We start from the raw sequence: 25513 nt of genomic DNA, 5'->3' as shown, positions 1-25513 counted from the left end.
GGCGGGTCCGGGCCGCGCCGTCAGCGCGTCACGTCCTCGCCGAAGTACTTCTCGGAGATCTCGGCGAGCGTGCCGTCCTCCGTGAGCGTCGCGAGCGCCTCGTCGATCCGCTCCTTGAGCGCGTCGGCCCCCTTCGGCAGTGCGAACGCGCTTTGCGAGGACTCCTCGGTCTCGACCGCGATCGCGAGGCCCTCGGCCCCGCCCTCCTGCTGCGCGTCGAGGAACGTGAGCTTGTCGTTGATCGTGGCGTCGACCCGGCCCTGCTGGACGAGCGCAGCGGCCTGCGCCCAGCCCTCGACGGCCTCGATCGTGGCGCCGGACTCCTCCGCGAGCGTGTGCCAGTTGCTCGTGAGCGACTGCGCGGTGCGCTTGCCCGCGAGATCCTCGAACGACGTGATGCCGGTCTCGCCCTCCGGCACGACGATCACCCCGGTCGACACCGTGTACGGCGTCGAGAAGGTGTAGGACTCCTCGCGCTCCGGGGTGATCGAGACCTGATTCGCGATGACGTCGAACCGCCCGGCCTCGAGGCCCGCGAAGATCGCGTCCCACTGCGTCTCCTCGAACTCGACCTCGACGCCCATCTCCTCGCCGACGGCGCGCGCGACCTCGACGTCGAACCCGGTGAGGTCGCCCGACCCTCCCTCGTGGAACGAGAACGGGCGGTACGTGCCCTCGGTGCCGACCGTCAGGGTCCCCGAGTCGAGGACCTGCTGCAGCGAGTCGTCCCCGCCACCGGTCGCGGGGCTCGTCCCGGAGCCGGCCTCGGGCTCGCCGGACGAGCACGCGGCGAGGGACAGGGCGACGGCGGTGGCGACAACGGCGGTCCGGATCAGGGCGTTCGTGGGCATGGTCCGATTCGACCACACGCGCGCGGGAGGCGCCGGGGATGATCGGCTGGCGGTCGCGTGCGGATCCTCACGTCGCCGCCGGGGAATATCCGCGGGTGTCAGGCGGCCACCTCCTCGCGGACGACCACGAGCGCCTGGCCCGGACCGACCTGGTCGCCGGGGGCCACGGCGACGTCGACGACGACCCCGGCGGCGCGCGCCGTCACGGGTGCCTCCATCTTCATCGCCTCGAGCGCGAGCAGGACCTGGCCGGCCTCGACCCGGTCGCCCGGCGCGACGTCGACGCGGAACACCGTGCCCACGAACGGCGCGTCGACGCTCGCGCAGCCCGGGGGCAGGGCCGCCGCCTGGGGAGCCACCGCGAGCGCCGGCTCGGGCCGCGGGTCGAACTCCCCGGCGGCCTCCCACGCGGCCCGCTCGTCCGCGAACGCCGCCGACTGCCGCGCCTGGAACTCCGCGATCGAGCCGGCCTCGTCGCGCAGGAAGCGCTCGTGGTCCGCGAGCACGAACTCGCCCTCGTCGATCCGCACGTCGAGCCGCCCGGCGGCCATGTCGGCGCGCATGTCGAGCAGCTCGTCAGCCTCGACGGGGAACCACCGGATCCGGTCGAAGAACCGCAGCAGCCACGGCGTGCCCGGCTCGAACGGCCCGCGCTGGCGGTGCGTGTCCCAGACCTGCACGGTGCGCCCGACGAACTGGTAGCCGCCCGGGCCCTCCATGCCGTAGATGCACAGGTAGGCCCCGCCGATCCCCACGGCGTTCTGCGGGGTCCAGGTCCGCGCCGGGTTGTACTTCGTGGTGACGAGCCGGTGCCGCGGGTCGAGCGGCGTCGCGACGGGCGCGCCGAGGTACACGTCGCCGAGCCCGAGCACGAGGTACTCCGCGTCGAAGACGGTGCGGTGCACGTCGTCGACCGAGCCCAGGCCGTTGATGCGGCGGATGAACTCGATGTTCCACGGGCACCACGGGGCGTCGTCGCGCACGCCCGCCATGTACCGCTCGGTCGCCTCGCGCGTCGCGGGGTCGTCCCAGCTGAGCGGGAGGTGCACGGTGCGCGACGGCACGACGAGGTCGCTCGTCGGCGGCAGCTCGTCCTCGGCCTCCTGGACGAGGTCGAGCATGGTGCGCAGCGGGAGGACGTCGGGGTCGAGGTGCACCTGGAGCGAGCGGATCCCGGGCGTCAGGTCGACGATGCCCGCCCGCCCGTCGGCGGCGATGCGCTCGGCGAGCGCGTGCACCCGCAGGCGGGTCGCGAGGTCGAGCTGCATCGGCCCGTACTCGATCAGGAGGTTGTCGTCGCCCGAGCGTCGGTAGGTCACCGCCGGGCGGTCCGTCGAGGCGTCGAGCCGCCCGAGCACGCCGCCGTCGTGGTGCGCCGCGCGGGAGGACACCGGGACGGTCAGCGGCGCCTGCCGCAGGACCTCGGCCCCCGGCTCGTCGACCGGCACGAACTGCACGGTGTCGCCCGGACGGAGCTGCCCGAGCTTCCACAGCTGGCCCACGGCGACCGTCGCGGGGCACGTGAAGCCGCCGAGGCTCGGTCCGTCGGGGCCCAGCAGGATCGGGACGTCGCCGGTGTAGTCGACCGCGCCGACCGCGTACGGGGTGTCGTGGATGTTCGACGGGTGCAGGCCGGCCTCGCCGCCGTCGGGCCGTGCCCACACCGGCTTGGGCCCGACGAGCCGGACGCCGGTGCGCGCCGAGTTGAAGTGCACGGACCAGCGCGCGGCGTAGAACGCGGTCACGTCGTCGGGCGTGAAGAACTCCGGGGCCGCGTGAGGGCCCTCGAGCGCGCCGATCTGCCACGCGTCGGTGACCGCCGGGCGACCGTCCGCCGGAACGCCGGCGGGTGCGGGCGCCGCGGCGTCGGGGGTCCCGAGGGCCAGCAGGTCCCCGGGCCGCAGCGGCCGGCCGGTCGCGCCGCCGATCTCCCCGAGGTCGAACGTCGCCGCGGAACCGAGCACCTCGGGGACGTCGAGCCCGCCGCGGACCAGCACGTACGCGCGCATCCCCGCGGTCGCCGTGCCGACGTCGAGCACGCCGCCCGCGGGCACCTCCACGGGTTCCCACTGTGCGACGGGCTCGCCGTCGAGCGTCACGGGCGTCGGCGCGCCCGCGACCAGCACGGTCGCCGGGGTCGCGAAGCGCAGCGACGGTCCCGTCATCGTGCACTCGAGCCCCGGCGCGCCCTCCGCGTTGCCGAGCGCGCGGTTGCCGAGCCGGAACGACAGGTCGTCCATCGGGCCCGACGGCGGGATGCCGACGTGCCAGTACCCGGTGCGCCCGGGCCAGTCCTGCACGGTCGTGAGCATCCCGGCGCGCAGGACCTGGACGCGCGGCGAGGCGTCGCGCACGTGCGCGAGCGTCGCGGTCGTGTGCGTCGCGGCGAGCACGTCGCCGTCGCGGGCGATCGAGCGCAGCAGGCCGACGTTGGTCGCGACGCCGTCGACCCGGGTCCCGGCCAGGGCCTCGCCGAGCGCCGCCCAGGCCGCCGCACGGTCGTCGCCCGCGACGACGACCTTGGCGAGCAGGGGGTCGTAGTGCGTGCTGACCTCGCTGCCGGCCTCGACCCAGGTGTCGACCCGCACGCCCGCCGGCGTCCGCACGGAGGTGACCGTCCCGGCGCTCGGCACGTGGTCGTGGTCGGGGTTCTCGGCGTAGACGCGCGCCTCGACCGCGTGGCCGCGCGCGACGAGCGGGGTCCCGACCACCGACGTGTCGCCCTGCGCGAGCCGCAGCATCCACGCGACGAGGTCGACCCCGTACACCGCCTCGGTCACCGGGTGCTCGACCTGCAGGCGGGTGTTGACCTCGAGGAACGCGACCTCCTCGCGCTCGGCGTCGTAGACGTACTCGACCGTGCCCGCCGAGCGGTACGCGACCGAGGCGCACAGGTCGTGCGCCGCCGTCGCGATCGTGCTGCGGACGTGGTCCGGGAGCGCCGGCGCCGGCGCCTCCTCGCACACCTTCTGGTTGCGGCGCTGGAGCGAGCAGTCGCGGTCCCCGAGCGTCACGACCGTGCCGAGCCCGTCCCCGAACGCCTGCACCTCGACGTGCCGAGCCGCGGTGATGAGCCGCTCGAGGAAGACCCCGGCGGTTCCGAAGCTCGCGCCCGCGACGCGGCGCACGGCCTCCCAGGCGTCCGTCAGCTCGTCCGGCCCGTGGCACGCGCGCATGCCGATCCCGCCGCCGCCCGCCGTCGCCTTGAGCATGACCGGCCAGCCGATGGTCTCGGCCGCGGCGAGCGCCTCGTCGAGCGTCCCGAGCAGACCCGTCCCCGCGAGCATCGGGACGCCGACGGCGCGGGCCGCGTCGCGCGCGGTGTGCTTGGACCCGAACAGCTCGAGGTGCTCGGGGCGCGGGCCGACGAACGCGATCCCGGCGGCCTCCGCCGCGCGCGCGAAGCCCGCGTTCTCCGAGAGGAAGCCGTAGCCGGGGTGGATCGCGCCGGCGCCCGTCGCGAGCGCCGCTTCGACGATCCGGTCCGCGCGCAGGTAGCTCTGCGCGGCGGGGGCGGGGCCCAGCAGCACGGCCTCGTCGGCCAGGTGCGTGTGCGCCGCGCCCGCGTCGGCCTCGGAGTACACCGCGACCGTGCGCAGCCCGAGCTCGCGTGCGGTGCGCAGGATGCGGACGGCGATCTCGCCGCGGTTCGCGACGAGCAGCGTGTCGAACGTCATGGGTCAGCCCTCGCTCGGGTCGGTCACGACCATGCGGACCGGCGTCGGGTCGAAGCCGTTGCACGGGTTGTTGACCTGCGGGCAGTTGGAGACGACGACGAGCACGTCCTTCTCCGCGCGGAGCGTGAGGCTCAGGCCCGGCGCCGAGATGCCGTCGACGATGCCGAGCGCGCCGTCCGGGTCGACCGGCACGTTCATGTACCAGTTGATGTTCGAGACGAGGTCCCGCTTGCCGAGCCCGTGCCGGCCGCCCTCGGCGAGGAAGTTCTCGACGCACGCGTGCTGGCCTGCGGTGTGGTGGCCGTAGCGCAGCGTGTTCGACTCCTTCGAGCACGCACCCCCGAGCGTGTCGTGGCGCCCGCAGTCGTCGGCGACGAGCGTCATCATCGGCGCGTGCTCGCAGTCCCGGAGCACGCTGCCCGTCGTGAGGAACACCGAACCCTGCGCCTGGATCGTGTCGGGCGCCGAGTACCGCAGCGACGTGTCGTGCGCGTCGAAGGCGAGGAAGTCGACGGCCTGGTTACCGCCGAGGTCGATGATCGTCAGGAGCTGCCCGCGCCGTACGACCGCAGACCACGGCGCGCGTGCGGGGACGACGGCGTCGAGCACGACGGCGCCGGTCGCTGCCGCCGGCAGCGCCGCGGGAGCGCTCGGTCCGGTGCCTTCGGGGGCGGTACCTGCCGGTGCGGTGCCCGTCGGTGCGGCGGCCCCCCGTGCGGCGGGCGGCAGGGCGGGGGTGTCGGTGGTGGTCATCGGGTGGCTCCTGCCGTCGGGCGAGCGGTGCGGGCGGCGACGTGGGCCGCGGTCCTGTCGAGCGCGCGCCGGCCCTCGGGGGTCGCGTCCCAGCGCGGGTCGGACGGCGCGGTCGGGTCCCCGCGCCACGCGAGCACCTCGAGCGGCGTGCACGTGAAGCGCTCGCGCGGGTCGAGCGGGTGCGCGGTGTTGGCGACCAGGAGGATCAGCGGCAGCTCCGCGACCAGCGTGACGGCGGCCCCGGCGCCGGCCGAGCCGCGGTGCTGCGGGGCGCCGTCGTCGTCGACCCGCACGCCCTGGAAGAACGAGATGCTCGGCGGCAGGTCGCGCCGCGTGAGGTCGTGCTTCGCGCCGGCGAGCGCGAACAGCTCGCGCCCGGCGGGGGAGGGGCCGTGCGCCGCGCCGTCGCCGTACCGGGCCTCGTTGCGGGCCCGCGTCGTGGTGCCGAACAGGGTGTCGTGGTGCCCGGAGGTGTCCGCGACGACGCTCGCGAGCGCGCGCCCCTGGTCCGAGAGCAGCAGGTGCCCGGTGGTCAGGTACACCTGCCACTGCACCTTGACCGTGTCGGCGACGTTGAGGCGCTCCCACGGCTGCTCGGCGTGGAACGCGAGCACGTGCGCGCACGCGTCCCCGTCGAGGTCGGTGAGCCGCACGTGCGTGCCCCGGGCGACCGCCAGGTGCGTGTACCCACCGCCCGCGACCGTCTCGGCGTGCACCAGGTCCTCGGGGGACACGCCGTCCGGCGGGGTCGGCCATGCGCTCGCGGGCACGACCGGCCGGGTGCGCACCGTCCCGGCGGCGGCGCCCTCCTGGGCGCGGGCGTGCTCACGCGCTCCCGCGGTCGTGGACGTGCTGGATGCCGTCATGGCGGCCCTCCCCGTGGTTCCTGTCGGCTGACAGGAACACAGTGCGAGGCGCGCGTTCCCGCGGGGTCACCGCCGTGTGTCCGGTGCGTTAAACCCTCGCGGGGCCGGTGACGGCGCCCGCCGCAGGTCGCCCGACGCCGGCACCGCGCGCCGACGGCGCTGCCGTGCCCGTTCGCCTCCGGGGGCGCCCCAGCGGCGGCCGCTGCCCGCGACCGTCAGGCCGTGCGGCGGGCGTCCGACGCGCGCTCGATGCGCACCAGCCCGGCCTCGTCCCAGCCGAGCACCCGCAGCGCCGAGCGCGCCACCGTCGTGACCAGGACGCCGCTGTCGAGGACCGGTCGCGCCCCGCCGTCCGCGCCGCCGCCATCCCCCTCCGTGCCGCCCGCCTCGCGCCCCCGCACGCCGATCACGCTCTCGACGAGCCCGAACACGACGTCCGTCAGCACGTCGAGCGGCCCGAGCATCGCCCCCGGTGCCGCCGCCTGCTCGACGAGCGTGCCGTACGCGTCGCGCAGCCGGGCGCGCTGGGCGCGGAAGTCGGCGAAGCGCTCGGCCCGCACCTCGGGCAGCAGGTACAGCGCGCCGACGTTCGCGGGGGCGTCGAGCAGCAGGCGGCAGTCGACGGTGACGAGCTCGTGCAGCCGGACCGCGGGGTCGCCCCCGTCGGCGAGCAGCCGCTCCGCCGCGTCGAGCGACGGCGTGACCGTCCGGCTCAGCAGCTCCGCGAGGATGTCGGCCTTGCTCGCGAAGTGGTAGTAGAGCGACGCCTGCCGGATCCCGACCGCCGCCGCGATCGCGCGCGTCGACGTCGCGTCGTACCCGCAGTCGACGAAGAGCTGCGCGGCGGCGCGCAGGATCTGCTCGGGCGCCGGGAGGTCGGGGTGGGCCGAGACGCCCACGCGGGGACGGCCCTTGGCCGGTGCTGGTGCCACGGTCGCCATGCTAGGTGCCGCCGTCGGGGGCCCCGTGCGCCGGCGGCGGGGGTGGGCGAGGCGCGGGGAGCGGCGTTAACACGCTTGTTTCGTGGCGGCAGCACCGCCGACACGGCCCGGGTGGTCAATGTTCCTGTCACTTGACAGGCACACGTCCCTCGGAGGACCCATGATCATCGCCGGTGTCGGGCTCAGCGTCCTCGCAGTCGTCCTCGTCGGGATCGTCGTCGCCCGCAAGGTCGACGGCGACAGCGCCAACTACCTCGTCGCGGGCCGCCGGCTCGGGACCCCGCTCGTCGCGGCGTCGCTCATGGCGGCCGCCGTCGACTCCAACGCGACGGTCGGCAACACCGACCTCACCGCCTCGTTCGGCTTCTGGTCGGGTGCCTCGCTCGCCCTCGGCCTCGCGATCTGCCTGCTGCTGACCGGGCTCTTCCTCGCCCGGCCCATGAACCGCATGGGCCTGTTCACGCTCGCCGACTTCTACCGCCTGCGCTACGGCCGCGGCGTCGAGGTCGCGTCGTCGGTCCTCATGATCTTCGCCTTCGCGATCCTCATGGCCGGCAACCTCGTGGCCTGCGGGTACCTGCTCGAGCGCTTCCTCGGGCTCGACTACACGCTCGGCGTGCTGCTCGCGGTCGCCCTCGTGCTCGTCTACACGGTCGGCGGCGGGATGTTCTCCGACGCCTACACCGCCGCGATCCAGATCGCGATCACCGTGGTCGCGACCGTCGCGCTGCTGTGGTGGGTCGGCGCGACGATCGGCTTCGAGATCCCCGAGGGCATGGGCCCGTTCGACCTCGGGCAGCTCTCCTCGACCGACCAGGGCGCGCCGATCAACTGGGCCACGCTCGTCTCGCTCGGCATCGGCGACATCGTCGCGATCGACTTCATGCAGCGGATCTTCGCCGCGAAGAACCCCGAGGTCGCGCGCCGCGCGTGCCTGACCGGCGCCGCGGGGACGGCCGTCGTCGGTGTCGCGTACGCGCTCGTCGCCCTGAGCGCCGCGTCCGTGCTCGGGCTGTCGATGGACGACGGGCCCGTGCTGTTCCAGCTGCTCGACGACCACGCCCCGACCGGACTGACGATCCTCGTCCTCTCGGGCATCGTCGCCGCGTCGTTCTCCACCGCGTCCGGCGCGATCCTCGCGACCTCGGCCGTCGCCGTGCGCAACATCCTCGGGGTGCGCCGCGTCGTCGACGCCGGCCCCGACCCGCTGCTGCGCTGGACGCGCGTCGCGATGGTGCCGGTCGTGATCGCGGGCGTGCTCGTCGCGCTGCGGGTCGCGCAGACCGGGATCCTGCTCACGCTCGCGTTCGACCTCATGCTCGCGGGGCTCGTCGTGCCGTTCCTGCTCGGGATGTTCTGGAAGCGGGGCGGCACCCGGGCGGCGGTCGCGGCGCTCGTCGTCGGCCTCACGGTGCGCATCACCCTGTTCGTGCTCACGCCGACCATGTACGGCGTGCCGAACGACGTGCTGCACGTGCCGAACACCCTGGTCGACGCCTCGTTCGACGGGTGGCCCACGTTCTACGGGGCCGTCGCGTCGCTGCTCGCGTACGTCGTCGCGGCGCTCGTCTGGCCGCGGACCGTGACGGAGGAGGCCTGGGCGCTCGCGGACGGGCTGCCCGTCGAGGCGGACGCGGCGGACGCCGCTGCACAGACGGAGCCGGTGCCCGCCCGCGAGGCGTCCGCCCCCGTCACCGCGTGAGCGCGGAGGTCCTGCCGGCCGGGTGCCGGCGCGGCCCGGGTCCGCGAGGCCGGCGGACGTGCGGCGCGCGGGTCCGGACGCGATGACGGGCGGGTCGGCACCTCTCGGTGCCGGCCCGCCCGTCCTTCAGGTGCTCACGTCAGCCCGCGGGACCTGTCCCGTCACGAGGGCCCGTGAGGCTCGGGGTGACCTGCCTCAGGAGGCGCTGCAGGTCACGCGCGGCCAGGTCCAGTCGCCGCCGTGCAGCACGGTGAAGCCGAAGCTCGTGGTCTGACCCGCCGCGAGCGTGCCGTTGCCGGCCGGTCGCATCGTCATGACCTTGCCCGAGCTGTCCCAGCTCGGCGTGCCGCTCCAGGTCGAGGTGATGCGCTGCGCCTGGCTGACCGTCACGGTCGACGTCCAGCTCGTGATCGCGCTGTTCGCCCGGATCGTGACGACCCCGTTGAAGCGGTCGCCCCACTTCTGGCCCTCGGAGTACGTCGCGGTGCAGCTGCCCGTGCCGGTGACCGGGGGAGTGGTCGTGGTGGGCGACGGCTGCGGCGTCGTCGGGTTGGGCGTCGGGTCCGGCGTCGTGGTGCCGCCCGCGTTCAGGGCGTTGAGCGTCGAGGTGTACGCGGCCTTCTTGTTGCCGGACCCGTCGAAGAGCAGCGGGGTGCCCGACGCGCGCCAGGAGTCGGTGTCCCGGACGCCCCAGACCGTGACGCCGGTGCAGCGCGCGACGGAGAGGCACGCCTGGTGGACGCCCGCGTACTGCTGGGCCTGCGAGCTGCCGGAGCCCTCGATGTCGAGCTCGGTGATCTGCACGTCGACGCCGAGCGCGGCGAAGTTGCGCAGGGTCACGTCGTAGTTCGACGGCACGGGGTTGCCGGAGTTGAAGTGCGCCTGGAAGCCGACGCAGTCGATCGGGACACCACGCGCCTTGAAGTCGCGGACCATGGTGTAGACGCCCTGCGTCTTGGCGTGGCTCCAGTTGTCGGTGTTGTAGTCGTTGTAGCAGAGCTTGGCGGCGGGGTCGGCGGCCCGGGCGGCGCGGAACGCGGCCTCGATCCAGTCGTTGCCGGTGCGCTGCAGGTTCGAGTCACGCCGCGCGCCCGACGAGCCGTCGGCGTACGCCTCGTTGACGACGTCCCACGCGTAGATCTGGCCCTTGTAGTGCGTCGCGACCTGCGTCACGTGGTTGAGCATCGCGTTGCGCAGGGCAGTCCCGGACATGTTCTGCATCCAGCCCGGCTGCTGGGAGTGCCACGCGAGGGCGTGGCCGCGGACGCGCTTGCCGTTGGAGCGGGCCCAGGACACGATCCGGTCCCCGCTGGAGTAGCTGAACTGGTTCTGCGACGGCTCGGTCGCGTCCATCTTCATCTCGTTCTCGGCCGTGATCATGTTGAACTCGCGGTTCGCGATGGTCGTGTAGGTCGAGTCGCTGAGCTTGTTCGCGGCGATCGCGGTGCCGTAGTACCGGCCGCTCTCGGCGGCGGCGGCCTGCAGCGTGCTGCCGGCTCCCTGGGCGGGGAGCGTGGCGCCGGCGAGGGTGACGGCGAGCGCGGCGACGAGGACGGCTCCCGTCCGGCGGCGGTGGGTCGAGCTCGGGGGGCGGAGCCCTGATCGGTTCATCGATTCCTCCATCTGTACCGCCGGGGACGACGATGACCCCGGCGGGGACGACAGAGTTGTGCACGCTCACAATTCCCGTCAATAGCGGCGAAAGTTGCGACAACGAGGTCAGGGCGGCGCAGGTCGCCGGTGGGAACCCTCCCAGGGTATGTGACCTGCGGTGTTACCTGACCTGCGGAAAGACGTGCCTAAACGATTTTTCCACACAACTGCTGACCGCCGAAACTATCGGCGGCCGCTGTCGGTCATGGTTCGATCGTCGCGGGACGCCCGCGGGCGTGCCCCAGCCAGGCCGCGCGAGCCCCTCACCAGCGGCGGGACCCTCAGATGGAGCCGTCGCCCGGCTCCGAGCGACCGGCCGCCTGCACCGCGGCGTCCACGACGTCGTCCCCGCTCACGAGCTCGAGGACGAGCCCGATGCTCGACGCCTCGTCGAGCAGGGACAGCAGGACCGCCGCGACGTCGTCCCGCGGGACCGACCCGCGTCCGACCTTCGGCTCGAGGGAGACGCGCCCGGTCCCGGGGTCGTCGGTCAGCCCGCCGGGACGCAGCACCGTCCAGTCGAGCGGGCGGCGACGCACCTCGTCCTCGGCCGCCGCCTTGGCGCGCAGGTAGGCGGCGAACACCTCGTCCTGCACCCCGTCCACCTCGTCGACGCCCATCGAGGACACGAGCACGTACCGGCGCACGCCGGCGAGCAGCGCGGCGTCCGCGAGCAGCACGGCGCCCCCGCGGTCCATCGAGTCCTTGCGGGCCGCGCCGCTGCCCGGGCCGGCGCCCGCCGCGAAGACCACGGCGTCGGCGCCGACGAGGTGCGCCGCGAGCTGCTCGGCGCTCGCACGCTCGAGGTCGAGCACCACGGGGACGGCGCCGTCGGCGGTCACGTCCGCGGTGTGGTCGGGGTTGCGGACGAGCGCGACGGGCTCGTCGCCGCGGGCGGACAGGAGACGGGACAGGCGGCGGGCGATCTGGCCGTGGCCACCGGCGATGACGATGCGCATCCGGCCACGCTATGCCGCGCCTCCCGGCCGTGCCCGGTGGTGGTCCCTCGGTGCGGCACGATGTGCGGGTGGACGCCGACCCAGCCGCACCTGCCGAGCCGCTCGCGCTGCGGGCCGACTGCGCGCGGTGCGCGGGCCTGTGCTGCGTCGTGCCGGCGTTCGTCGCGTCGTCGGACTTCGCGTTCACCAAGCCGGCCGCGACGCCGTGCCTGCACCTGCAGCCCGACGCGCGCTGCGGCATCCACGCCCGGCTGCGCGAGCGCGGCTTCCCGGGGTGCACCGTGTACGACTGCTTCGGCGCGGGTCAGGACGTCGTGCAGCTCACCTTCGGCGGCCGCGACTGGCGGTCCGACCCCGCGCTCGCCGAGGAGATGTTCGCGGTCTTCCCGGTCGCGCGCCAGCTCCACGAGCTGCTCTTCTACCTCACGGCCGCCCTCGATCTCCCCGGCGCCGCCCCGGTGCACGCGGAGCTCGCCCGCCACCTCGCCGAGACCGAGCGGCTCGCGCGGTCGGCCCCGTCGGTGCTGCGCGCCCTCGACGTCGGCCCGCACCGCGACGACGTCGCCGCGACGCTGCGCCGGGCGAGCGCGCTCGTGCGGTCGGCCGTGGGCCCGCGGACCGCCGACCACCGCGGAGCGGACCTGCTCGGCGCCGACCTGCGCGGGGTCGACCTGCGCGGTGCAGCCCTCGCCGGGGCGCTGCTCGTCGGGGCGGACCTGCGCGGCGCGGACCTGCGGCTCGCCGACCTCGTCGGTGCGGACCTGCGCGGTGCCGACCTCGCGGGAGCCGACCTCACCGACACGCTCTTCCTCACCCAGTCGCAGGTGAACGCCGCGCGCGGGGACGCCGCCACGCGCCTGCCGACCGGGCTCGAGCGGCCCTCGCACTGGTCGGCCGAGCGTCTGCCGGTCCCGCCGCGCTCGCGCGCCACGAGGTCCCGGCGCGCGCGGCGCTGATCCCGCGCCTACGCTCACGCGGTGATCGAGTTCGAGGGCCCGGGCGGCCTCTTCGCTGCCATCGGCCTCGCGACCCTCGCGGCCGCCCTCCTGCCCCGCATCCTCGGCCGGGCGCCGGTGTCGATGCCGATGGTGTTCCTCGCCGCCGGCTTCGTCGGCTTCACGGTCCTGCCCGGGCTGCCCGACCCCGACCCGCTCGAGCACGGCAGCATCACCGAGCACCTCACCGAGGTGTGCGTGATCGTCTCGCTCATGGGCGCGGGGCTCGCGCTCAACCGCCCGCTCGGGTGGCGGACGTGGTCGACGACGTGGCGCCTGCTCGCGATCGCGATGCCGCTGTCGATGCTCGCGGTCGGCGTGCTGGGCTGGGCGGTCCTCGGGCTCGGCGCCGCGAGCGCCGTGCTGATCGCCGCCGCGCTCGCCCCGACCGACCCGGTGCTCGCGACGGAGGTCCAGGTCAGCGAGCCGGTCACCGACGGCGAGGCCGCGGACGACGAGGCACGCTTCGCGCTCACGTCCGAGGCCGGCCTCAACGACGGCCTCGCGTTCCCGTTCACGTACCTCGCCATCGCGCTCAGCGCGGCCGCCGCGGCACAGGAGGGACCCGGTGAGTGGGTCCCGGAGTGGCTGCTGGTCGACGTCGCCTGGCGGATCGGCCTCGGGGTCCTCGCCGGGGTCGCGGTCGGCTGGGCGCTGGGGCGCATCTTCTTCTCGACCGTCGCGGACAAGCTCGGGCTGACGGAGAAGGCCGAGGGGTTCGTGGCGCTGGCCGCGACGTTCCTCGCGTACGGCGCCGCCGAGCTCGCGGAGGGCTACGGGTTCGTCGCGGTGTTCGTGTGCGCGTGCACTCTGCGGACGGCCGAGCGCCAGCACGGCTACCACGCGGTGCTGCACAAGTTCGTCGAGCAGATCGAGCGGCTGCTGACCGTCGCCGTCGTGGTGCTGCTGGGCGGGGCGGTCGCGCGCGGGCTGCTCGACGAGCTCGGCTGGGCGGAGGTCGGGGTCGCGGCGGCGTTCCTGCTCGTGATCCGGCCGCTCGCGGGGTGGATCGCGCTGACCCCGGGGAAGACCGGGCCCGGCGAGCGCGCGGTGATCGCGTTCTTCGGGGTGCGCGGCGTCGGGACGCTCTACTACGTGGCGTACGCGCTCGAGCACGCGACGTTCCCCGGCGAGGGCGAGCTGTGGGGGATCGCGGGCCTCGTCGTCGTCGGGTCGATCGTGCTGCACGGCATCGGCGCGACGCCCGTGATGGCCGCGCTCGACCGCCGCCGCGCGCGCGCCGCCGACGAGAAGGACGAGGTCACGATCGCGGGCACGCCGGTCTGACAGCGCGGGCACGCGGGTCCGGCCTCGCGGGCACGCGGGTCCGACGTCGCGGGCACGCGGGTCCGGCGTCGCCGGAACGCGGGTCCGGCGTCGCGCCTCGTGCGCGGGGGCGTGCGGGCGGGCCGGTGCCGCGCCCGCGCGGCTGTCGCCCGGTGGAGCCGGCGCTCAGGACGCGACGAGCGCGGCGTGCGGGACGAGCTCCCCGACCGGCACGGGGGCGTCGAGGGTGTTCTCGGGCGGCGCGAGCGGGCACGCCCACGCGGGGTCGTAGGCGCACGACGGGTTGTAGGCGAAGTTCAGGTCGACGACGACGCGAGCGCCGGGGCCGCCGGTGCTCCCGAGGTCGGCGCCCTTGGTCGTGTCCAGCACGTACCGGCCGCCGCCGTAGGTGCCGCCGGGCCGACCCGCCGTGGCGTCCTTGCACGGCACGAACAGCCCGCCGCCGTAGCTGCGCAGCGCCCACAGCGACAGCGTCCCGAGCGCACCGAGCGCGACCCGGCCGACCTCCTCGAACGGCACGACGCCGTCGGTCCCCGTCGGGACCTCGAGCCGGCGGCCCGGTGCCGTCAGCACCTCCGCCTCGAAGCGGAACGCCGGGTCGTACGGCGCGACGTCGAGCCCTGCGAACGCCGCCCTGGCGGCCGGGTCGAGGGGCGACGCCGGGTGCTCCGCGAACAGCTCGTCACGGCCGGTGACCCACAGCGCGTGCCCGACGACCGGGTCGTCGACCGCGGCGTGGCGCACCTCGGCGTAGAGGCGGGCGACGCGGCGCCGCCAGTCGACGACGTGCAGCGCGTCGTGCGCGGGGGAGGTGGTCACCGGCCCACGGTGCCACGTCCGTGCCCGGCGCGGGTGTCGAGGGGCGACCCGGCCCGAGGGCCTGTGCGCCGGACGACGCCACGACCTCGGTCATGGGCCTGCGCCGCACGCGGGGTGGGGCCGCCGGTGGTGCGGCGCCCCACGCACAGCGCACCGCACGCGCAGCGGCGCGGACGCGGCGGTGCAGCGGGCGCCGGACGCCCGCCTCGCTCACGCCGGGACGGCGTAGACGACGACGTTGTCGGCGTAGTGCCCGGTCCGGGTGTCGAACGCGCCGCCGCACGTCACGAGCACGAGCTGCGGCGCGCCGTCGGTGCGGAAGAGGTCGGTGGGCAGCCCGTCGTCCTTGCTGAACGTGCGGCGCGCCGCGACCCGGTACGTCGCCGAGCCGCCCTGGCCGTCGGTCAGCGTCACCGTCGCGTCGACCGGCAGCACCGCGAGCGCGCGCATGACGCCGAGGTCGCCCGGGACGTCGAGGTGCCCGACGAGCACGGTGCTGCCCGCCGCGGCGCCCACGCCGGGCCCCGACTGCCACCAGCCGAGCACGTCCGGGTCGTCCGGGACGACGATCGCGCCCGTGGGCTCGACCCCGACCGGGACGACCTCGACGGGGCGGTCCCGCCCCGCCACCTCGAGGTGCACGGGCACCGCAGCGGGCTGCGCTGCGGGCACCGCGACAGGCTGCGCCGCGGCGGGCGCGGGGGCCGGCGCGGCGGGCGCGGGCGGGGCGGGCAGCCTCGTGACCCACGACGGCCCGGAGGTGCGGGGGTCCGCGTCGCCCCGCAGCGGTGGCGAGGCGGCCACCCCGGCCGGACCCCGGTCGTCGAGGCCACCGCTCGTCGTGCCCGAGTCGGGCACGACCCCCGCGTCGGCGGCGGCGAACTCGCCGGGCTGCAGCGCCAGCCAGCCCCCGACCGCGACGGCGGTCACACCGGCGGCGGCGGCGAGCCGCACGCCCAGGCGCCCCGGTGCGCGGTCCGGGGCACCGGGCGGGGGCACGCGGCCGGCGGGCGGACCCGTCGGCCGCGTGCCGGTCATGCCCGTGCCGTCCCGCTCACGCGTGCCGGCGACGGACCGCGACGAGCGCGGTCAGGGCGAGCACGAGGAGACCGGCGCCCGCGACCGCGAGACCGAGGTCCTGCGTCGAGGTCGCCGCGTCGCCGCCCGACCCGGCCGGGACCGACGTCGGCACCCCGAGGGCACCCGCCGCGGCGAGCGCCATGTCGAGGTGATGCTGCACGACCGGTGCGGACGCCGTCGCGAGCGCCTGGACCGACGGCTCGGCGCCCTCGGCGAGCTCCTCCTGACCCAGCGCGAGCGTGGCCCGGTGGGACTCGATCTGCAGCGCGACCCACGCCTTGTCGAACTCGGCCCCGCTGAGCGACTGCACGCGCGCGAGCGCGGCGGCCTGGCTCGCGCTCGGGGCGTCGGGCAGGGTGACCGCGAGCTGCTGGGCGACCGGCACGAGCTGCCCGTCGAGCGTCTGGTGGTCGGTGATGAGCATCTGACCCATCTCCTTGACCTGCGGCGTGGTCGCCTGAGCGAGAGCGGCCTGCCCCGCGGCGATCTCGGCGAGGTTGCCCTGGTGGGCTCCGACGAGGAACTCCTGGTCCTGCGCGTTGGGTGCGGCGGCCGCGGGCCCGGCCGCGAGGGCGATGCTGCCCACGGCGGCGACCAGGACGACGGCGGTACGGCGGAGGAGGTGCATGGGGACCCCTTGCGTGTCTTCATCGACGACGCCACGTCTGCCCGAGCGACCCGTCCACTGTGCAGCACGTCCGCCGCGAGCGCGCGCCGTACGCCGCGGGTGCCGTGGGTCCGGTGGGTCCGGGCTAGCGTGGGCGACGCCGCACGGCAGGCGCGGGACGGCGCCCACGGCGGCACGCACGGTGCGGCGACGGGCCCGGCTCGCGGGGCACGGCACGCACGACGGAGAGGGGCGGGACGTGGCGACGAGTGCGGGGCTGCTGCTGCACAGGCGCGTCGACGGGCGCGTCGAGGTGCTCCTCGGCCACATGGGCGGGCCGTTCTGGGCGCGCAAGGACGCGCGCGCGTGGACCATCCCGAAGGGCGAGCACGCCCCGTCCGAGGCGCCGCTCGACGCCGCCGTGCGGGAGTTCACCGAGGAGGTCGGTCAGCCGCCGCCGCCCGGCCCGGACGTCCCGCTCGGCGAGGTGCGCCAGCGCGGCGGCAAGGTCGTCGCGGTGTGGGCGCGCGAGGGCGACCTCGACCCGGACGCCGGCACACCCGGGACGTTCACGATGGAGTGGCCGCCGCGCTCGGGCCGGCAGGCGACGTTCCCGGAGCTCGACGTCGTGCGCTGGTGGCCGCTCGACGAGGCGCGCCCGCGGGTCGTGGCCGCGCACGAGGAGTTCCTCGACCGGCTCGTGGCCCACCTCGGGGACTGACGCGGCCGCCCGGACCCACGACACCACCGCCTCACGACGGCCCGACGGACCTCGCCTCCGCGGCGGCCGCCCGGACGCCCCCGGTCCACGGCTCGCCGTGCCCCGGCAGCACGAGTCCCGCGCGGGTGCGGGCCAGCGCGTCGAGCGAGCGCAGGGCGAGCCCGCTGTCGGCGGTCGCCGCGCCCGCGATGATCCGGGGGCCGGTGTGCGCGGTGTAGGGGTCGAGCGTCACGAGCGCGTCGCCGGAGAACAGCACGTCGCGGTCGCGCACGTGCAGCGCGCAGTGCCCCCACGTGTGCCCGGGGCTGAACACGACCTCGGGCTCGCCGGGCACCGGCAGCCGGACGCCGGTCGGCATCGGCCGGACCTCGCGCACGGCCCGGACCTGGAGCGCCCCCGCGCGGACCATGCCGCCGAGGATCGGCACGGCCCTCGGGTGGCGGAACGGGTACGACGCCCGGGTCCGCTCGTGGTCGTAGCGGTAGGGGTGGCGCGCGAGCTCGTGCTCGTGCAGGTGGCCCCACACGGTGACGCCGCGCCGGCGCAGGCGCTCGGCGATCCCGAGGTGGTCGAAGTGCGCGTGGGTGAGCACGACGGCGTGCAGGTCCTCGGGCCGGCGCCGCAGCTCGCGCAGTGCCGAGCCGAGCACGGGCCAGACGGCGGGCAGCCCGGCGTCGACGAGCGTGAGCCCACCGCCCGAGCCCTCGAGCAGGTAGCAGCTGACGTGGCCGACGTCGAGGCGGTGGACGCCGTCGGCGACGTCGCGGTGGAAGCTCATGGCACGAACACCGACCTCACGCAGCCGTCCTGCTTCTTCTTGAACAGCTCGTAGCCCTTCGGACCGTCGTCGAGGGACATGACGTGGGTCGCGAGGTGCTCGGTGACGAGCTCGCCGCGCTCCATGAGCTCGAGGAGCCGCGGGATGAAGCGCTGCCCGTGCATCTGCGAGCCCTTGACGGTCAGCCCCTTGTTGACGATGGCCCCGAGCGGGAACGTGTCGACGACGCCCGCGAAGACGCCGAGCACGAACACCGTGCCGCCCTTGCGCGCGTGGTAGACCGCCTCGCGCACGGCCGTCGGGCGGTCCGACTGCAGGCGCAGCCACTGCTTCGCCTTGTCGTACGCGTAGGCCGGCCCGGTCGAGTGGGCCTCCATGCCGACCGCCTCGATGCACACGTCCGGCCCGCGCCCGCCCGTCGCCTCGAGCAGCGCCTCGCCCACGTCGACGCGCGAGTAGTCGAGCACGTCCGCCCCGATGTGCCGAGTGACCTGCTCGAGGCGCTCGGGCAGCCGGTCGATCACGAGCACGCGCTCGGCGCCGAGCAGCATCGCGGCGCGCGCCGCCATCTGCCCGACCCCGCCGGCGCCCCAGACCGCGACGACGTCGCCGGGGGAGACCCCGCCGTCCTCGGCGCCCATCCACCCGGTCGGCGCGGCGTCGGACGCGAAGACCGCACGCTCGTCGCTCACGCCGTCCGGCACCCGGAACGCCCCGACGTCCGCGAACGGGACGCGCACGTACTCGGCGTGGCTGCCCGCGTTGCCGCCCATCGCGTGCGAGTACCCGAAGCAGCCGCCAGGCGCGAAGCCCCACAGCGTCTCGCCGATCACCGGGTTGGTGTTGCCGTTGTCGCACGCGGCGTACAGGCCGTGCGCGCAGTACCAGCACCGCCCGCACGAGACGAACGAGCACACCACGACGCGGTCGCCCACGTGGTGCGTGCGGACGCCCGGGCCGACCTCGACGACCTCGCCCAGGAACTCGTGGCCGATGACGTCGCCCGCCTGCATCGTCGGCATGTAGCCGCTCAGCAGGTGCAGGTCGGAGCCGCACGTGACGGTCCGCAGGACGCGCACGATCACGTCCTGGTCGTTGAGGATGCGCGGGTCCGGGACCTCCCCGACGGCGAGCTTGTTCACGCCCTCCCACATCAGCGCCTTCACAGCCGGCCTCCCGTCTTGGCCTTGCGCAGCGCGAGCCGCAGGGGGAAGTTCGTGAGCGTCGCGCGGGACGTGCCGAGGTCGTCGGGCCGCAGGACCTCGCCCGTCTCGAGCAGGCAGCGCGTGTCGCGCAGCGCCCGCCGCACGTGCTCGTCGAGGTCGCGCGCGTCGGACCCGGACAGCCCGCTGTCGGGGCGCACCCGGGCAGCGAGCTCGGTGCCGCGGTCCCCGGGGGCGACGGAGACGCGCAGCTCGACCGCCTCGCCGAGCTCGGCGAGCGGCCGGGGGCGGCCCGCCGCGGTGACGTCGACGTCCGCCGGGTCGCGGTGGATCGTGACGACGTGCCAGCGGTCGGGGACGGCGCCGCTGCGGCTCCGGGCGGCGGCGAGGGCGCCGAGCGCGAGGACGCCGGCGACGGCGCCCAGGGTGGTCCTGCGGGTCATGGAGCTCCTTCGAGCGTGGGCCGGACGGGGCCTCCGCGCTGCAGGAAGGACTCCTCACGCTGCCACCGCGCTCCGGGGGCTGCAACCGAGAGGATCCGGGAGAAGCCGGGCGTTGGGTATACCGTCGAGGGGTCCGCTCCTGGGGCAGGAGGCACCGTGGCACCCGAGGTCCCCGCTGGTGACCAGCTCATGACGGTGTTCGCGCGCATGGGCGGGCTCCTGCTGTCGGAGGACACCGTCGGCTCGACGCTGACCCTCCTGACGTCCGTCGCGACGCACGCCGTGCCCCGTGCGGCGGGCGCCGGGGTGACGCTCACCGGCTCGGGCGGCGGACCGCAGAGCGTCGCCGCCTCCGGCCCGCTCGTCCTGACCGCCGACGCGCTGCAGTACCAGCTCGACGAGGGCCCGTGCCTGGCGGCGTGGGCGGACCGCGCGGTCGTGCGGGCCGACGACCTGGGCGCCGAGGACCGCTGGCCGCGGTGGACCCCCGCCGCGCGCGCGGCCGGCGTGCACGCCGTCGTCAGCGCCCCCCTCGTCGCCGGCGACGCGGCGGTCGGTGCCCTCAAGGTCTACGGCGCGTCGCCCGGGGCGTTCACCACGGGCGACGAGCACGTGCTGGCGCTGCTCGCCGCCCAGGCCGCGGTGCTCGTGACGAACGTGCAGAGCTACCGCCGCGCGGGCCGGCTGGGGGAGGACCTGCGGGCGACGCTGCGGAGGCGGGACGTCGTCAACCAGGCCAAGGGCGTGATCATGGGCCGCGACGGGACGACCGAGGAGGCCGCGTTCGCGCACCTGCTCGCGCTCGCGCACCGCGACGGCGTCTCGGTGCACGACGCGGCCACCCGGCTCGTCACGGGCGCGCACCGCCGGACGCGCTGAGCCCGCCGTGACCGTCTCGGAGAACCGCCAGCGGCACGCGATCCGGGCGGTCATGCAGCGCGCGGGGCTCACCACCGAGGACGTCTGGGTGCGCTGCTTCGCGCTCGGGGGCGACGCCGACCCCGTCGAGCTCGACCTGTTCCTCGACGGCCTCGGCACGCTCCCGGCCCTGGAGCGGGACGTCGTCGCGTCGGTCGTCAACGAGGCCCTCGACGAGCTCGCGCCGGCCGCCCGGGCGCCGTACGTCCGCCGCGGCCGGGAGCCCGCTCGCGACGCCGGCGCGCTCCCGGCGCTCGTCGAGCTGCTGCGCGGGGCGCACCTCGCGCCGCCGGACCGGCTCGCGACCGTCGTCGACCGCGCCGCGCAGGCGCTCGGCGTGCGCGCCGTGCTGTACCTCGTCGACTACGCGGGCACGCGGCTCGCGCCGGTCCCGGGCGGCGCCCACGCGGGCGGGCGCACCACGCTGAGCCTGCACGGGACGCTCCCGGGCCGCGCGTTCCGGATGCTCGAGGCGCAGTCCTCGACGTCGGGTGGCCGGGCGCGGCTGTGGATCCCGGTGCTCGACGGCGTCGAGCGGCTCGGCGTCCTCGACGTCATGGTGCCCGACGCCGCCATGCTCGAGGACCCGGCGCTGCACGAGCAGTGCTGGTGGTTCGCGCACTACCTCGGGCACGTGCTGACCGGCGTCAGCCGCTACGGCGACGGCCTCGACGGCGTGCGGCGCAGCGAGCACCGCACCGTCGCGGCCGAGCTCGTCTGGCAGCTGCTCCCGCCGCTGACGTCGGGGACGGACCGCGTGCTGGTCAGCGGCCGGCTCGAGCCGTCCGGGTCCGTCGGCGGGGACGTGTTCGACGTCGCGCTGTCCGAGGAGCACGCGCACGTCGCGATCTTCGACGCCACGGGCCACGACCTCGGCTCTGGCCTGGTCGCCGCGACCGCGGTCTCCGCGTACCGCAACGCGCGGCGCGAGGGGCGCTCGCTGTTCGACCAGGCGCAGGCGGTGCACACCGCGCTCGTCGACCAGTTCGGGGGCGCGACGTTCGCGACCGGGGTCGTCGCGCGGCTCGACCTCACGACCGGGCGGCTGCGCTACGTGGCCGCGGGCCACCCGTACCCGCTCGTGCTGCGCGACGGGCGCGTCGTGCGCACGCTCCAGGACGGTCGCCGGACGCTGTTCGGGCTCGAGGCGACGCACGTGTCCGTGGGGGAGGAGCAGCTCGAGCCCGGCGACATCGTGGTGCTGTACAGCGACGGGATCACCGAGGCCCGGGACGCGCGCGGCGTCCCGTTCGGGGCCGACGGGCTGCGCGGCTACCTGGAGCGGCAGTCGGGCACCGGCACGCCGCTGCCCGAGGTCGTGCGCCGGCTGTGCACCGAGATCCTCGCCCGGCAGCGGGGCGTCCTGCAGGACGACGCGACGCTCGTGCTCGTGCACTGGACCACCGAGGGTCAGCTCCGGCTGGACCCGCGCCCGGGCTCCGGGGGCCCGCCGGGCGCCTGAGTCCCGCTCAGAGCCACTTGCGGGCCCGGAAGACCGCGAACAGCGCGAGCGAGCCGGCGACCATGAGCGCGAGCGCGAGCGGGTACCCGTAGCGCCAGTCGAGCTCGGGCATGTGCTCGAAGTTCATCCCGTACACGGTCCCCACGAGCGCGGGCGCGAACAGGATCGCCGCCCAGGAGGAGATCTTCTTGACCTCCTCGTTCTGGTCGAGGCTCGCCTGCGTCATCGCGCGCATCTCCTCGTTCTGCCGCTCGGCGACGACGGTCGCGTTGACGGTGAGCGCGTTCTGCAGCAGCGCCCGGAACGCGTCGACGCGCTCCACGACCCGTACGACGTGGTCCTGGACGTCGCGCAGGCTGCGGCGCAGCTCCTCGTCGACGTCGTACTTCGAGGCGCCGGCCGCGAGCCCCTCGAGCATGTCGAGCAGCGGGTGCGTCGCGCGCTGGAACGCCATGACCTCGCGGAACAGCTCGTAGATGCGCCGCGAGACGTTCGGGTCGCCCGCGAACAGCTCGTCCTCGATCTCGTCGATGTCGTTCTGCAGCCCCGCCACGACGGGCGCGTACTCGTCGACGACCTCGTCGAGGATCGCGTAGAGCACCGCCTCGGACCCGCGGGCGAGCAGCCCGGGCGTCGCCTCCATGCGCCGGCGCACGCGCGCGAGGTCGGGCGACTCGGCGTGCCGGACGGTCAGCACGAAGTCGCGCCCGGTGAACACGTGCAGCTCGCCGAACTCGACGCGCTCCTCGGAGTCGATGTACCGCGCAGGCCGCAGCACCGTGAAGAGCACGTCGCCGTAGCGCTCGAGCTTGGGGCGCTGGTGGGCCTTGACGGTGTCCTCGACCGCGAGCGGGTGGATGTCGAACTCGTGCGCGACCGAGGTGATCTCGAGCGTGTCGGGCCGGTACAGGCCGATCCACGCCATGCCCTTCGCCTCGCGCAGCGTCTCGAAGGTCTGCGACAGGGAGCGGGGCTCGCTGTGCCGGCGCCCGGTGACGTAGACGGCGTTGTCGACGACGGTCATGGTGCTGCCTCCCTCGCGGCGCGCGGCGCGGCCGGCCGTGCTGACGGCCGGCCCGGCGCCGGCGCCCCATCATCCCCCGGGCACGCGCTCCCGGGCCGCGGACGCGCGCCCGGGGGGTCGGCGGCGCGGCCGAGGTCAGGCCGGGCGGACGAGCCGGGCGCTCAGGTAGCGCAGGCTGCCGTCCGCGAAGCCCTCGTGGTTGCGCGTGCCCTCGAGCCCGGCGAACGGCCGGAAGACGCGCTGGAACGGCCGCGGGATCCACGCGCGCACGAGCTCGGCCTTGCGCGCGTCGTCGAGCCGGAGCGCGTGCAGCACCTCGGCGGTGATGTCGCGCTGGCGGACCGGCACGAGCCCGCTCGACGCGAGCTGCGCCCGGGTGGCGACGACGTCCTCGGCGCTGCGCAGGTCGGCCCACACGAAGGTCCCGCCGGGGCGCAGCACGCGGTGCACCTCGGCGACGAACTGCTCCACCGAGCCGTAGCAGTGCGACGACTCGACGTTGACCACGACGTCGAACGAGGCGTCCGGGAACGGCATCGCCTGGGCGTCCCCGCGCACGAACCGCAGCCCCGGGCCGCGGCGGTCGCGCCGGGCGAGCCCGACCGCGGCGCCCGAGAAGTCGAGCCCGGTCGTCGACCGCGGGGCGAGCGACCGCGCGACCCACGACGCCCCGCCCCCGCGCCCCGAGCCGACCTCGAGCACGTCGGTGCCCGCGACGTCGACGCCCTCGAGCGTGTGCGCGTAGAGCTGGACGCACAGCCGGTCGACCTCGTCCGCGGGCTCGAGCACGAGCGGTGGAGCCGCGTCCTCGAGCGGGGCGTAGCCGTAGTTCATGAACGCCCACTCGGGGCGCCGCACGCGCGCCGCGAGCAGCTCGTAGCAGGCCCGCCAGGCGAGCTGTCGCAGTCGCATGCCGGGCACGCTACCCGCGGGCCACGTCCCACCCGAGGGGCGTCCGTTTGTTCAGGTCACGATCGTGCATCGAGATGGTCTCGGGTCGACACCACGCGTTTACATACTTACTGACTCCTCGGTAAGTTCACGCCGCGCACCCTCATCGTGGAGAGCGCCCTGGGGTCGCGGCCGCACCGCACCCCGCACATCGAAGGAGAAGCAATGAAGCTACGGTCCTCCCTCGTCACCCTGAGCGTCGCGACGGCGCTCGTGCTGACCGCCTGCGCGTCGGGACAGGACGGCGCCGCCGACAACCCTGCGCAAGAGGGCGCCGCCCTGACGATCGCGAAGCCGGACGGCGCGATCACCACCGAGTCCCACAACCCGTACCTGGGCGACTCGTCGGCCTCGAAGTACGGCTACGCCAAGGTGATCTTCGAGCCGATGGCGCTCGTGAACCCCACCGGCGACCTCGGCACCACCCCGTGGCTCGCGGAGTCGGTGGAGTGGAACGACGACTACACCGAGCTCACGGTCGTCCCGCGCAGCGGCGTGACGTGGAGCGACGGCACGGAGTTCACGGGTGAGGACATCGTCTTCACCTTCGACCAGTACCTCAACGGCACGCTCACCGACACCTCGGGGCTGAACTACGAGGGCGCGACGGTCGACGGCGACACCATCACCCTGAAGTTCGCGAACTCCCTCTACACCGCCCAGGCGCGCGCGCTGCACACCCCGATCGTGCCCAAGCACATCTGGGAGAACATCGCGGACCCCAACACGGACCCGCTGACGGAGGACGGCCTGGCCGTCGGCACCGGTCCGTACGTGCTGGACTCGTGGTCCACCGAGTCGGTCACGCTCACCGCGAACCCGACCTACTGGGGCGGCGAGCTCGCCGTGCCCGAGCTGCACTACATCTCCTACGGCGACAACGCCGCCCTCACGACCGCGCTCGTCTCCGGCGACGCCGACTGGGCGCAGGCGTTCATCCCGCAGATCGAGGACAGCTACCTGTCCGCCGACGAGGACAACCACTTCCTGGCCTCGCCCACCGCGGGCTCCGGCACGCTGTTCATGAACCTGCAGACGAAGCCGTTCAACAACGTCGCGCTGCGCAAGGCGCTCGCGTGGACCATCGACCGCCAGGACTACGTCGACGTCGCCCGTGAGGGCGCGAGCGAGCCCGTCTGGAGCGTCACCGGGCTCGGTTCCGTGCTGGCGGACGAGATCGTCCCCGAGCTCGCGGACGAGTCCTACTCGGTCGACGTCGACAAGGCCCGGCAGATCCTCACCGAGGCCGGCTACACCTGGAAGGACGAGGCCCTGATCGACCCCGACGGCGAGCGGGTGTCCTTCTCGATCTCCGTGCCCGCCGGCTGGAGCGACTGGAACACGGAGCAGGCACTGATCGCCGAGGAGCTGAACGAGGCGCTCGGCATCGAGGTCGTCGTGGACCAGCCCGACTGGGGCGGCTGGGACGCCGCCCGCCAGGAGGGCACCTTCCAGGCGATCATCCACTGGCTCGAGGACACGGGGAACGCGTACGGCCTCTACACCTCGACGATGGACCCCAAGTGGATCGTCGACGGCAAGGCGCAGTTCAACTTCGGCCGCTTCGAGGACCCCGCGGTCACGCAGGCGCTGAACACGTACGCCACTGCGGCCTCCGACGAGGACCGGGCGGCCGCCTCCGCCGTGCTGCAGAAGGCGTTCGTCGAGCACGTTCCGGCCATCCCGCTCGGCTCGCACCCGCTGCTCGGTGAGTTCAACACCCGCAACTACGTCGGGTGGCCGTCGGAGGAGGACGCGTACGCGTCCGCCGACCCGACGCAGCCGGGGATCGTCCAGGTCCTGACGAACCTGGAGCCCGCCGAGTAGATCCGGTCCACGACGGGGCGGGTGCCGTGCGCACCC

Annotated in this window: 22 protein-coding genes; 7 read left to right on the top strand and 15 right to left on the bottom strand. The window is 75.0% G+C overall.

Going from position 1 to position 25513, the window contains the following annotated elements:
• Positions 1-20: 20 nt before the first annotated feature.
• From CCE01nite_RS14500 to CCE01nite_RS22425, 5 genes are all read right to left on the bottom strand, one after another.
• The gene (locus CCE01nite_RS14500) at positions 21-851 is read right to left on the bottom strand and encodes an amino acid ABC transporter substrate-binding protein (protein WP_034629607.1); all 831 of its coding nucleotides are present in this window, start codon (positions 849-851) and stop codon (positions 21-23) included.
• Between the two features lie 98 nt (positions 852-949).
• Positions 950-4528 (bottom strand): urea carboxylase, encoded by a 3579-nt coding sequence (gene uca, locus CCE01nite_RS14495; RefSeq protein ID WP_034629611.1) that lies wholly within the window; start codon positions 4526-4528, stop codon positions 950-952.
• Between the two features lie 3 nt (positions 4529-4531).
• Positions 4532-5281, bottom strand: a complete 750-nt coding sequence (locus tag CCE01nite_RS14490) for an urea amidolyase associated protein UAAP2 (RefSeq protein WP_084142675.1) — start codon at positions 5279-5281, stop codon at positions 4532-4534.
• A complete protein-coding gene (locus tag CCE01nite_RS14485) occupies positions 5278-6147 on the bottom strand; it encodes an urea amidolyase associated protein UAAP1 (protein ID WP_034629613.1) in 870 nt (289 codons plus the stop codon). Before CCE01nite_RS14485 ends, CCE01nite_RS14490 begins: the two co-directional genes overlap by 4 nt.
• 215 nt (positions 6148-6362) lie before the next feature.
• Positions 6363-7088 (bottom strand): TetR/AcrR family transcriptional regulator, encoded by a 726-nt coding sequence (locus CCE01nite_RS22425; protein WP_084142676.1) that lies wholly within the window; start codon positions 7086-7088, stop codon positions 6363-6365.
• A gap of 160 nt (positions 7089-7248) precedes the next feature.
• On the opposite strand from CCE01nite_RS22425, the gene CCE01nite_RS14475 reads away from it, so the two are divergent.
• Positions 7249-8790: a high affinity choline transporter 1 gene (locus tag CCE01nite_RS14475; RefSeq protein WP_034629616.1), complete on the top strand. Its 1542-nt coding sequence runs from the start codon at positions 7249-7251 to the stop codon at positions 8788-8790.
• Between the two features lie 195 nt (positions 8791-8985).
• Here the strand turns inward: CCE01nite_RS14475 and CCE01nite_RS14470 are convergent, their stop codons facing one another.
• Positions 8986-10401 (bottom strand): glycoside hydrolase family 10 protein, encoded by a 1416-nt coding sequence (locus CCE01nite_RS14470; protein WP_174774699.1) that lies wholly within the window; start codon positions 10399-10401, stop codon positions 8986-8988.
• Positions 10402-10724: 323 nt separating this feature from the next.
• Positions 10725-11402: an NAD(P)H-binding protein gene (locus CCE01nite_RS14465; protein WP_034629649.1), complete on the bottom strand. Its 678-nt coding sequence runs from the start codon at positions 11400-11402 to the stop codon at positions 10725-10727.
• A gap of 68 nt (positions 11403-11470) precedes the next feature.
• Between CCE01nite_RS14465 and CCE01nite_RS14460 the strand changes: the two genes are divergently transcribed.
• The gene (locus CCE01nite_RS14460; protein ID WP_052104104.1) at positions 11471-12358 is read left to right on the top strand and encodes a pentapeptide repeat-containing protein; all 888 of its coding nucleotides are present in this window, start codon (positions 11471-11473) and stop codon (positions 12356-12358) included.
• A gap of 21 nt (positions 12359-12379) precedes the next feature.
• Entirely contained in the window at positions 12380-13684 is a 1305-nt protein-coding gene (locus CCE01nite_RS14455; protein WP_084142678.1) for a cation:proton antiporter, read from the top strand.
• A 165-nt stretch (positions 13685-13849) separates the two neighbouring features.
• Here the strand turns inward: CCE01nite_RS14455 and CCE01nite_RS14450 are convergent, their stop codons facing one another.
• The 3 genes from CCE01nite_RS14450 to CCE01nite_RS21385 form a co-directional block, all read right to left on the bottom strand.
• The gene (locus tag CCE01nite_RS14450; protein WP_034629651.1) at positions 13850-14503 is read right to left on the bottom strand and encodes a DUF1684 domain-containing protein; all 654 of its coding nucleotides are present in this window, start codon (positions 14501-14503) and stop codon (positions 13850-13852) included.
• A 210-nt stretch (positions 14504-14713) separates the two neighbouring features.
• Positions 14714-15541, bottom strand: coding sequence for a class F sortase (locus tag CCE01nite_RS14445; protein WP_141372618.1), 828 nt, complete (start codon positions 15539-15541; stop codon positions 14714-14716).
• Between the two features lie 16 nt (positions 15542-15557).
• Positions 15558-16211, bottom strand: a complete 654-nt coding sequence (locus CCE01nite_RS21385) for a DUF4142 domain-containing protein (protein ID WP_052103527.1) — start codon at positions 16209-16211, stop codon at positions 15558-15560.
• Positions 16212-16449: 238 nt separating this feature from the next.
• Between CCE01nite_RS21385 and CCE01nite_RS14435 the strand changes: the two genes are divergently transcribed.
• The gene (locus tag CCE01nite_RS14435; RefSeq protein WP_034625531.1) at positions 16450-16911 is read left to right on the top strand and encodes an NUDIX hydrolase; all 462 of its coding nucleotides are present in this window, start codon (positions 16450-16452) and stop codon (positions 16909-16911) included.
• A gap of 31 nt (positions 16912-16942) precedes the next feature.
• Here CCE01nite_RS14435 and CCE01nite_RS14430 read toward each other — a convergent pair whose 3' ends face one another.
• From CCE01nite_RS14430 to CCE01nite_RS14420, 3 genes are read right to left on the bottom strand one after another with little or no spacing between them, the layout of a single operon-like run.
• Positions 16943-17689 (bottom strand): MBL fold metallo-hydrolase, encoded by a 747-nt coding sequence (locus tag CCE01nite_RS14430; protein WP_034625526.1) that lies wholly within the window; start codon positions 17687-17689, stop codon positions 16943-16945.
• A complete protein-coding gene (locus CCE01nite_RS14425; protein WP_034625521.1) occupies positions 17686-18855 on the bottom strand; it encodes a zinc-dependent alcohol dehydrogenase in 1170 nt (389 codons plus the stop codon). Before CCE01nite_RS14425 ends, CCE01nite_RS14430 begins: the two co-directional genes overlap by 4 nt.
• Positions 18852-19295 (bottom strand): hypothetical protein, encoded by a 444-nt coding sequence (locus CCE01nite_RS14420; RefSeq protein WP_034625516.1) that lies wholly within the window; start codon positions 19293-19295, stop codon positions 18852-18854. Before CCE01nite_RS14420 ends, CCE01nite_RS14425 begins: the two co-directional genes overlap by 4 nt.
• A gap of 156 nt (positions 19296-19451) precedes the next feature.
• On the opposite strand from CCE01nite_RS14420, the gene CCE01nite_RS14415 reads away from it, so the two are divergent.
• Both CCE01nite_RS14415 and CCE01nite_RS14410 read left to right on the top strand, forming a co-directional pair.
• Positions 19452-20174 (top strand): GAF and ANTAR domain-containing protein, encoded by a 723-nt coding sequence (locus tag CCE01nite_RS14415; RefSeq protein WP_034625513.1) that lies wholly within the window; start codon positions 19452-19454, stop codon positions 20172-20174.
• Between the two features lie 7 nt (positions 20175-20181).
• Positions 20182-21675 (top strand): PP2C family protein-serine/threonine phosphatase, encoded by a 1494-nt coding sequence (locus tag CCE01nite_RS14410; protein WP_141372616.1) that lies wholly within the window; start codon positions 20182-20184, stop codon positions 21673-21675.
• Positions 21676-21682: 7 nt separating this feature from the next.
• On the opposite strand, the gene CCE01nite_RS14405 is transcribed toward CCE01nite_RS14410, so the two are convergent.
• Entirely contained in the window at positions 21683-22699 is a 1017-nt protein-coding gene (locus CCE01nite_RS14405) for a magnesium and cobalt transport protein CorA (protein WP_034625509.1), read from the bottom strand.
• A gap of 135 nt (positions 22700-22834) precedes the next feature.
• A complete protein-coding gene (locus CCE01nite_RS14400) occupies positions 22835-23611 on the bottom strand; it encodes a class I SAM-dependent methyltransferase (protein ID WP_034625506.1) in 777 nt (258 codons plus the stop codon).
• 204 nt (positions 23612-23815) lie between these two features.
• On the opposite strand from CCE01nite_RS14400, the gene CCE01nite_RS14395 reads away from it, so the two are divergent.
• A complete protein-coding gene (locus CCE01nite_RS14395; protein WP_034625503.1) occupies positions 23816-25477 on the top strand; it encodes an ABC transporter substrate-binding protein in 1662 nt (553 codons plus the stop codon).
• Positions 25478-25513: the final 36 nt, after the last annotated feature.

Origin of the sequence: Cellulomonas cellasea, assembly GCF_006538745.1 — a bacterium.
Classification (GTDB): Bacteria; Actinomycetota; Actinomycetes; order Actinomycetales; family Cellulomonadaceae; genus Cellulomonas_A; species Cellulomonas_A cellasea.
Note: the sequence above shows the minus strand (reverse complement) of the source record. Positions and strands in the feature narration are given on the sequence as shown.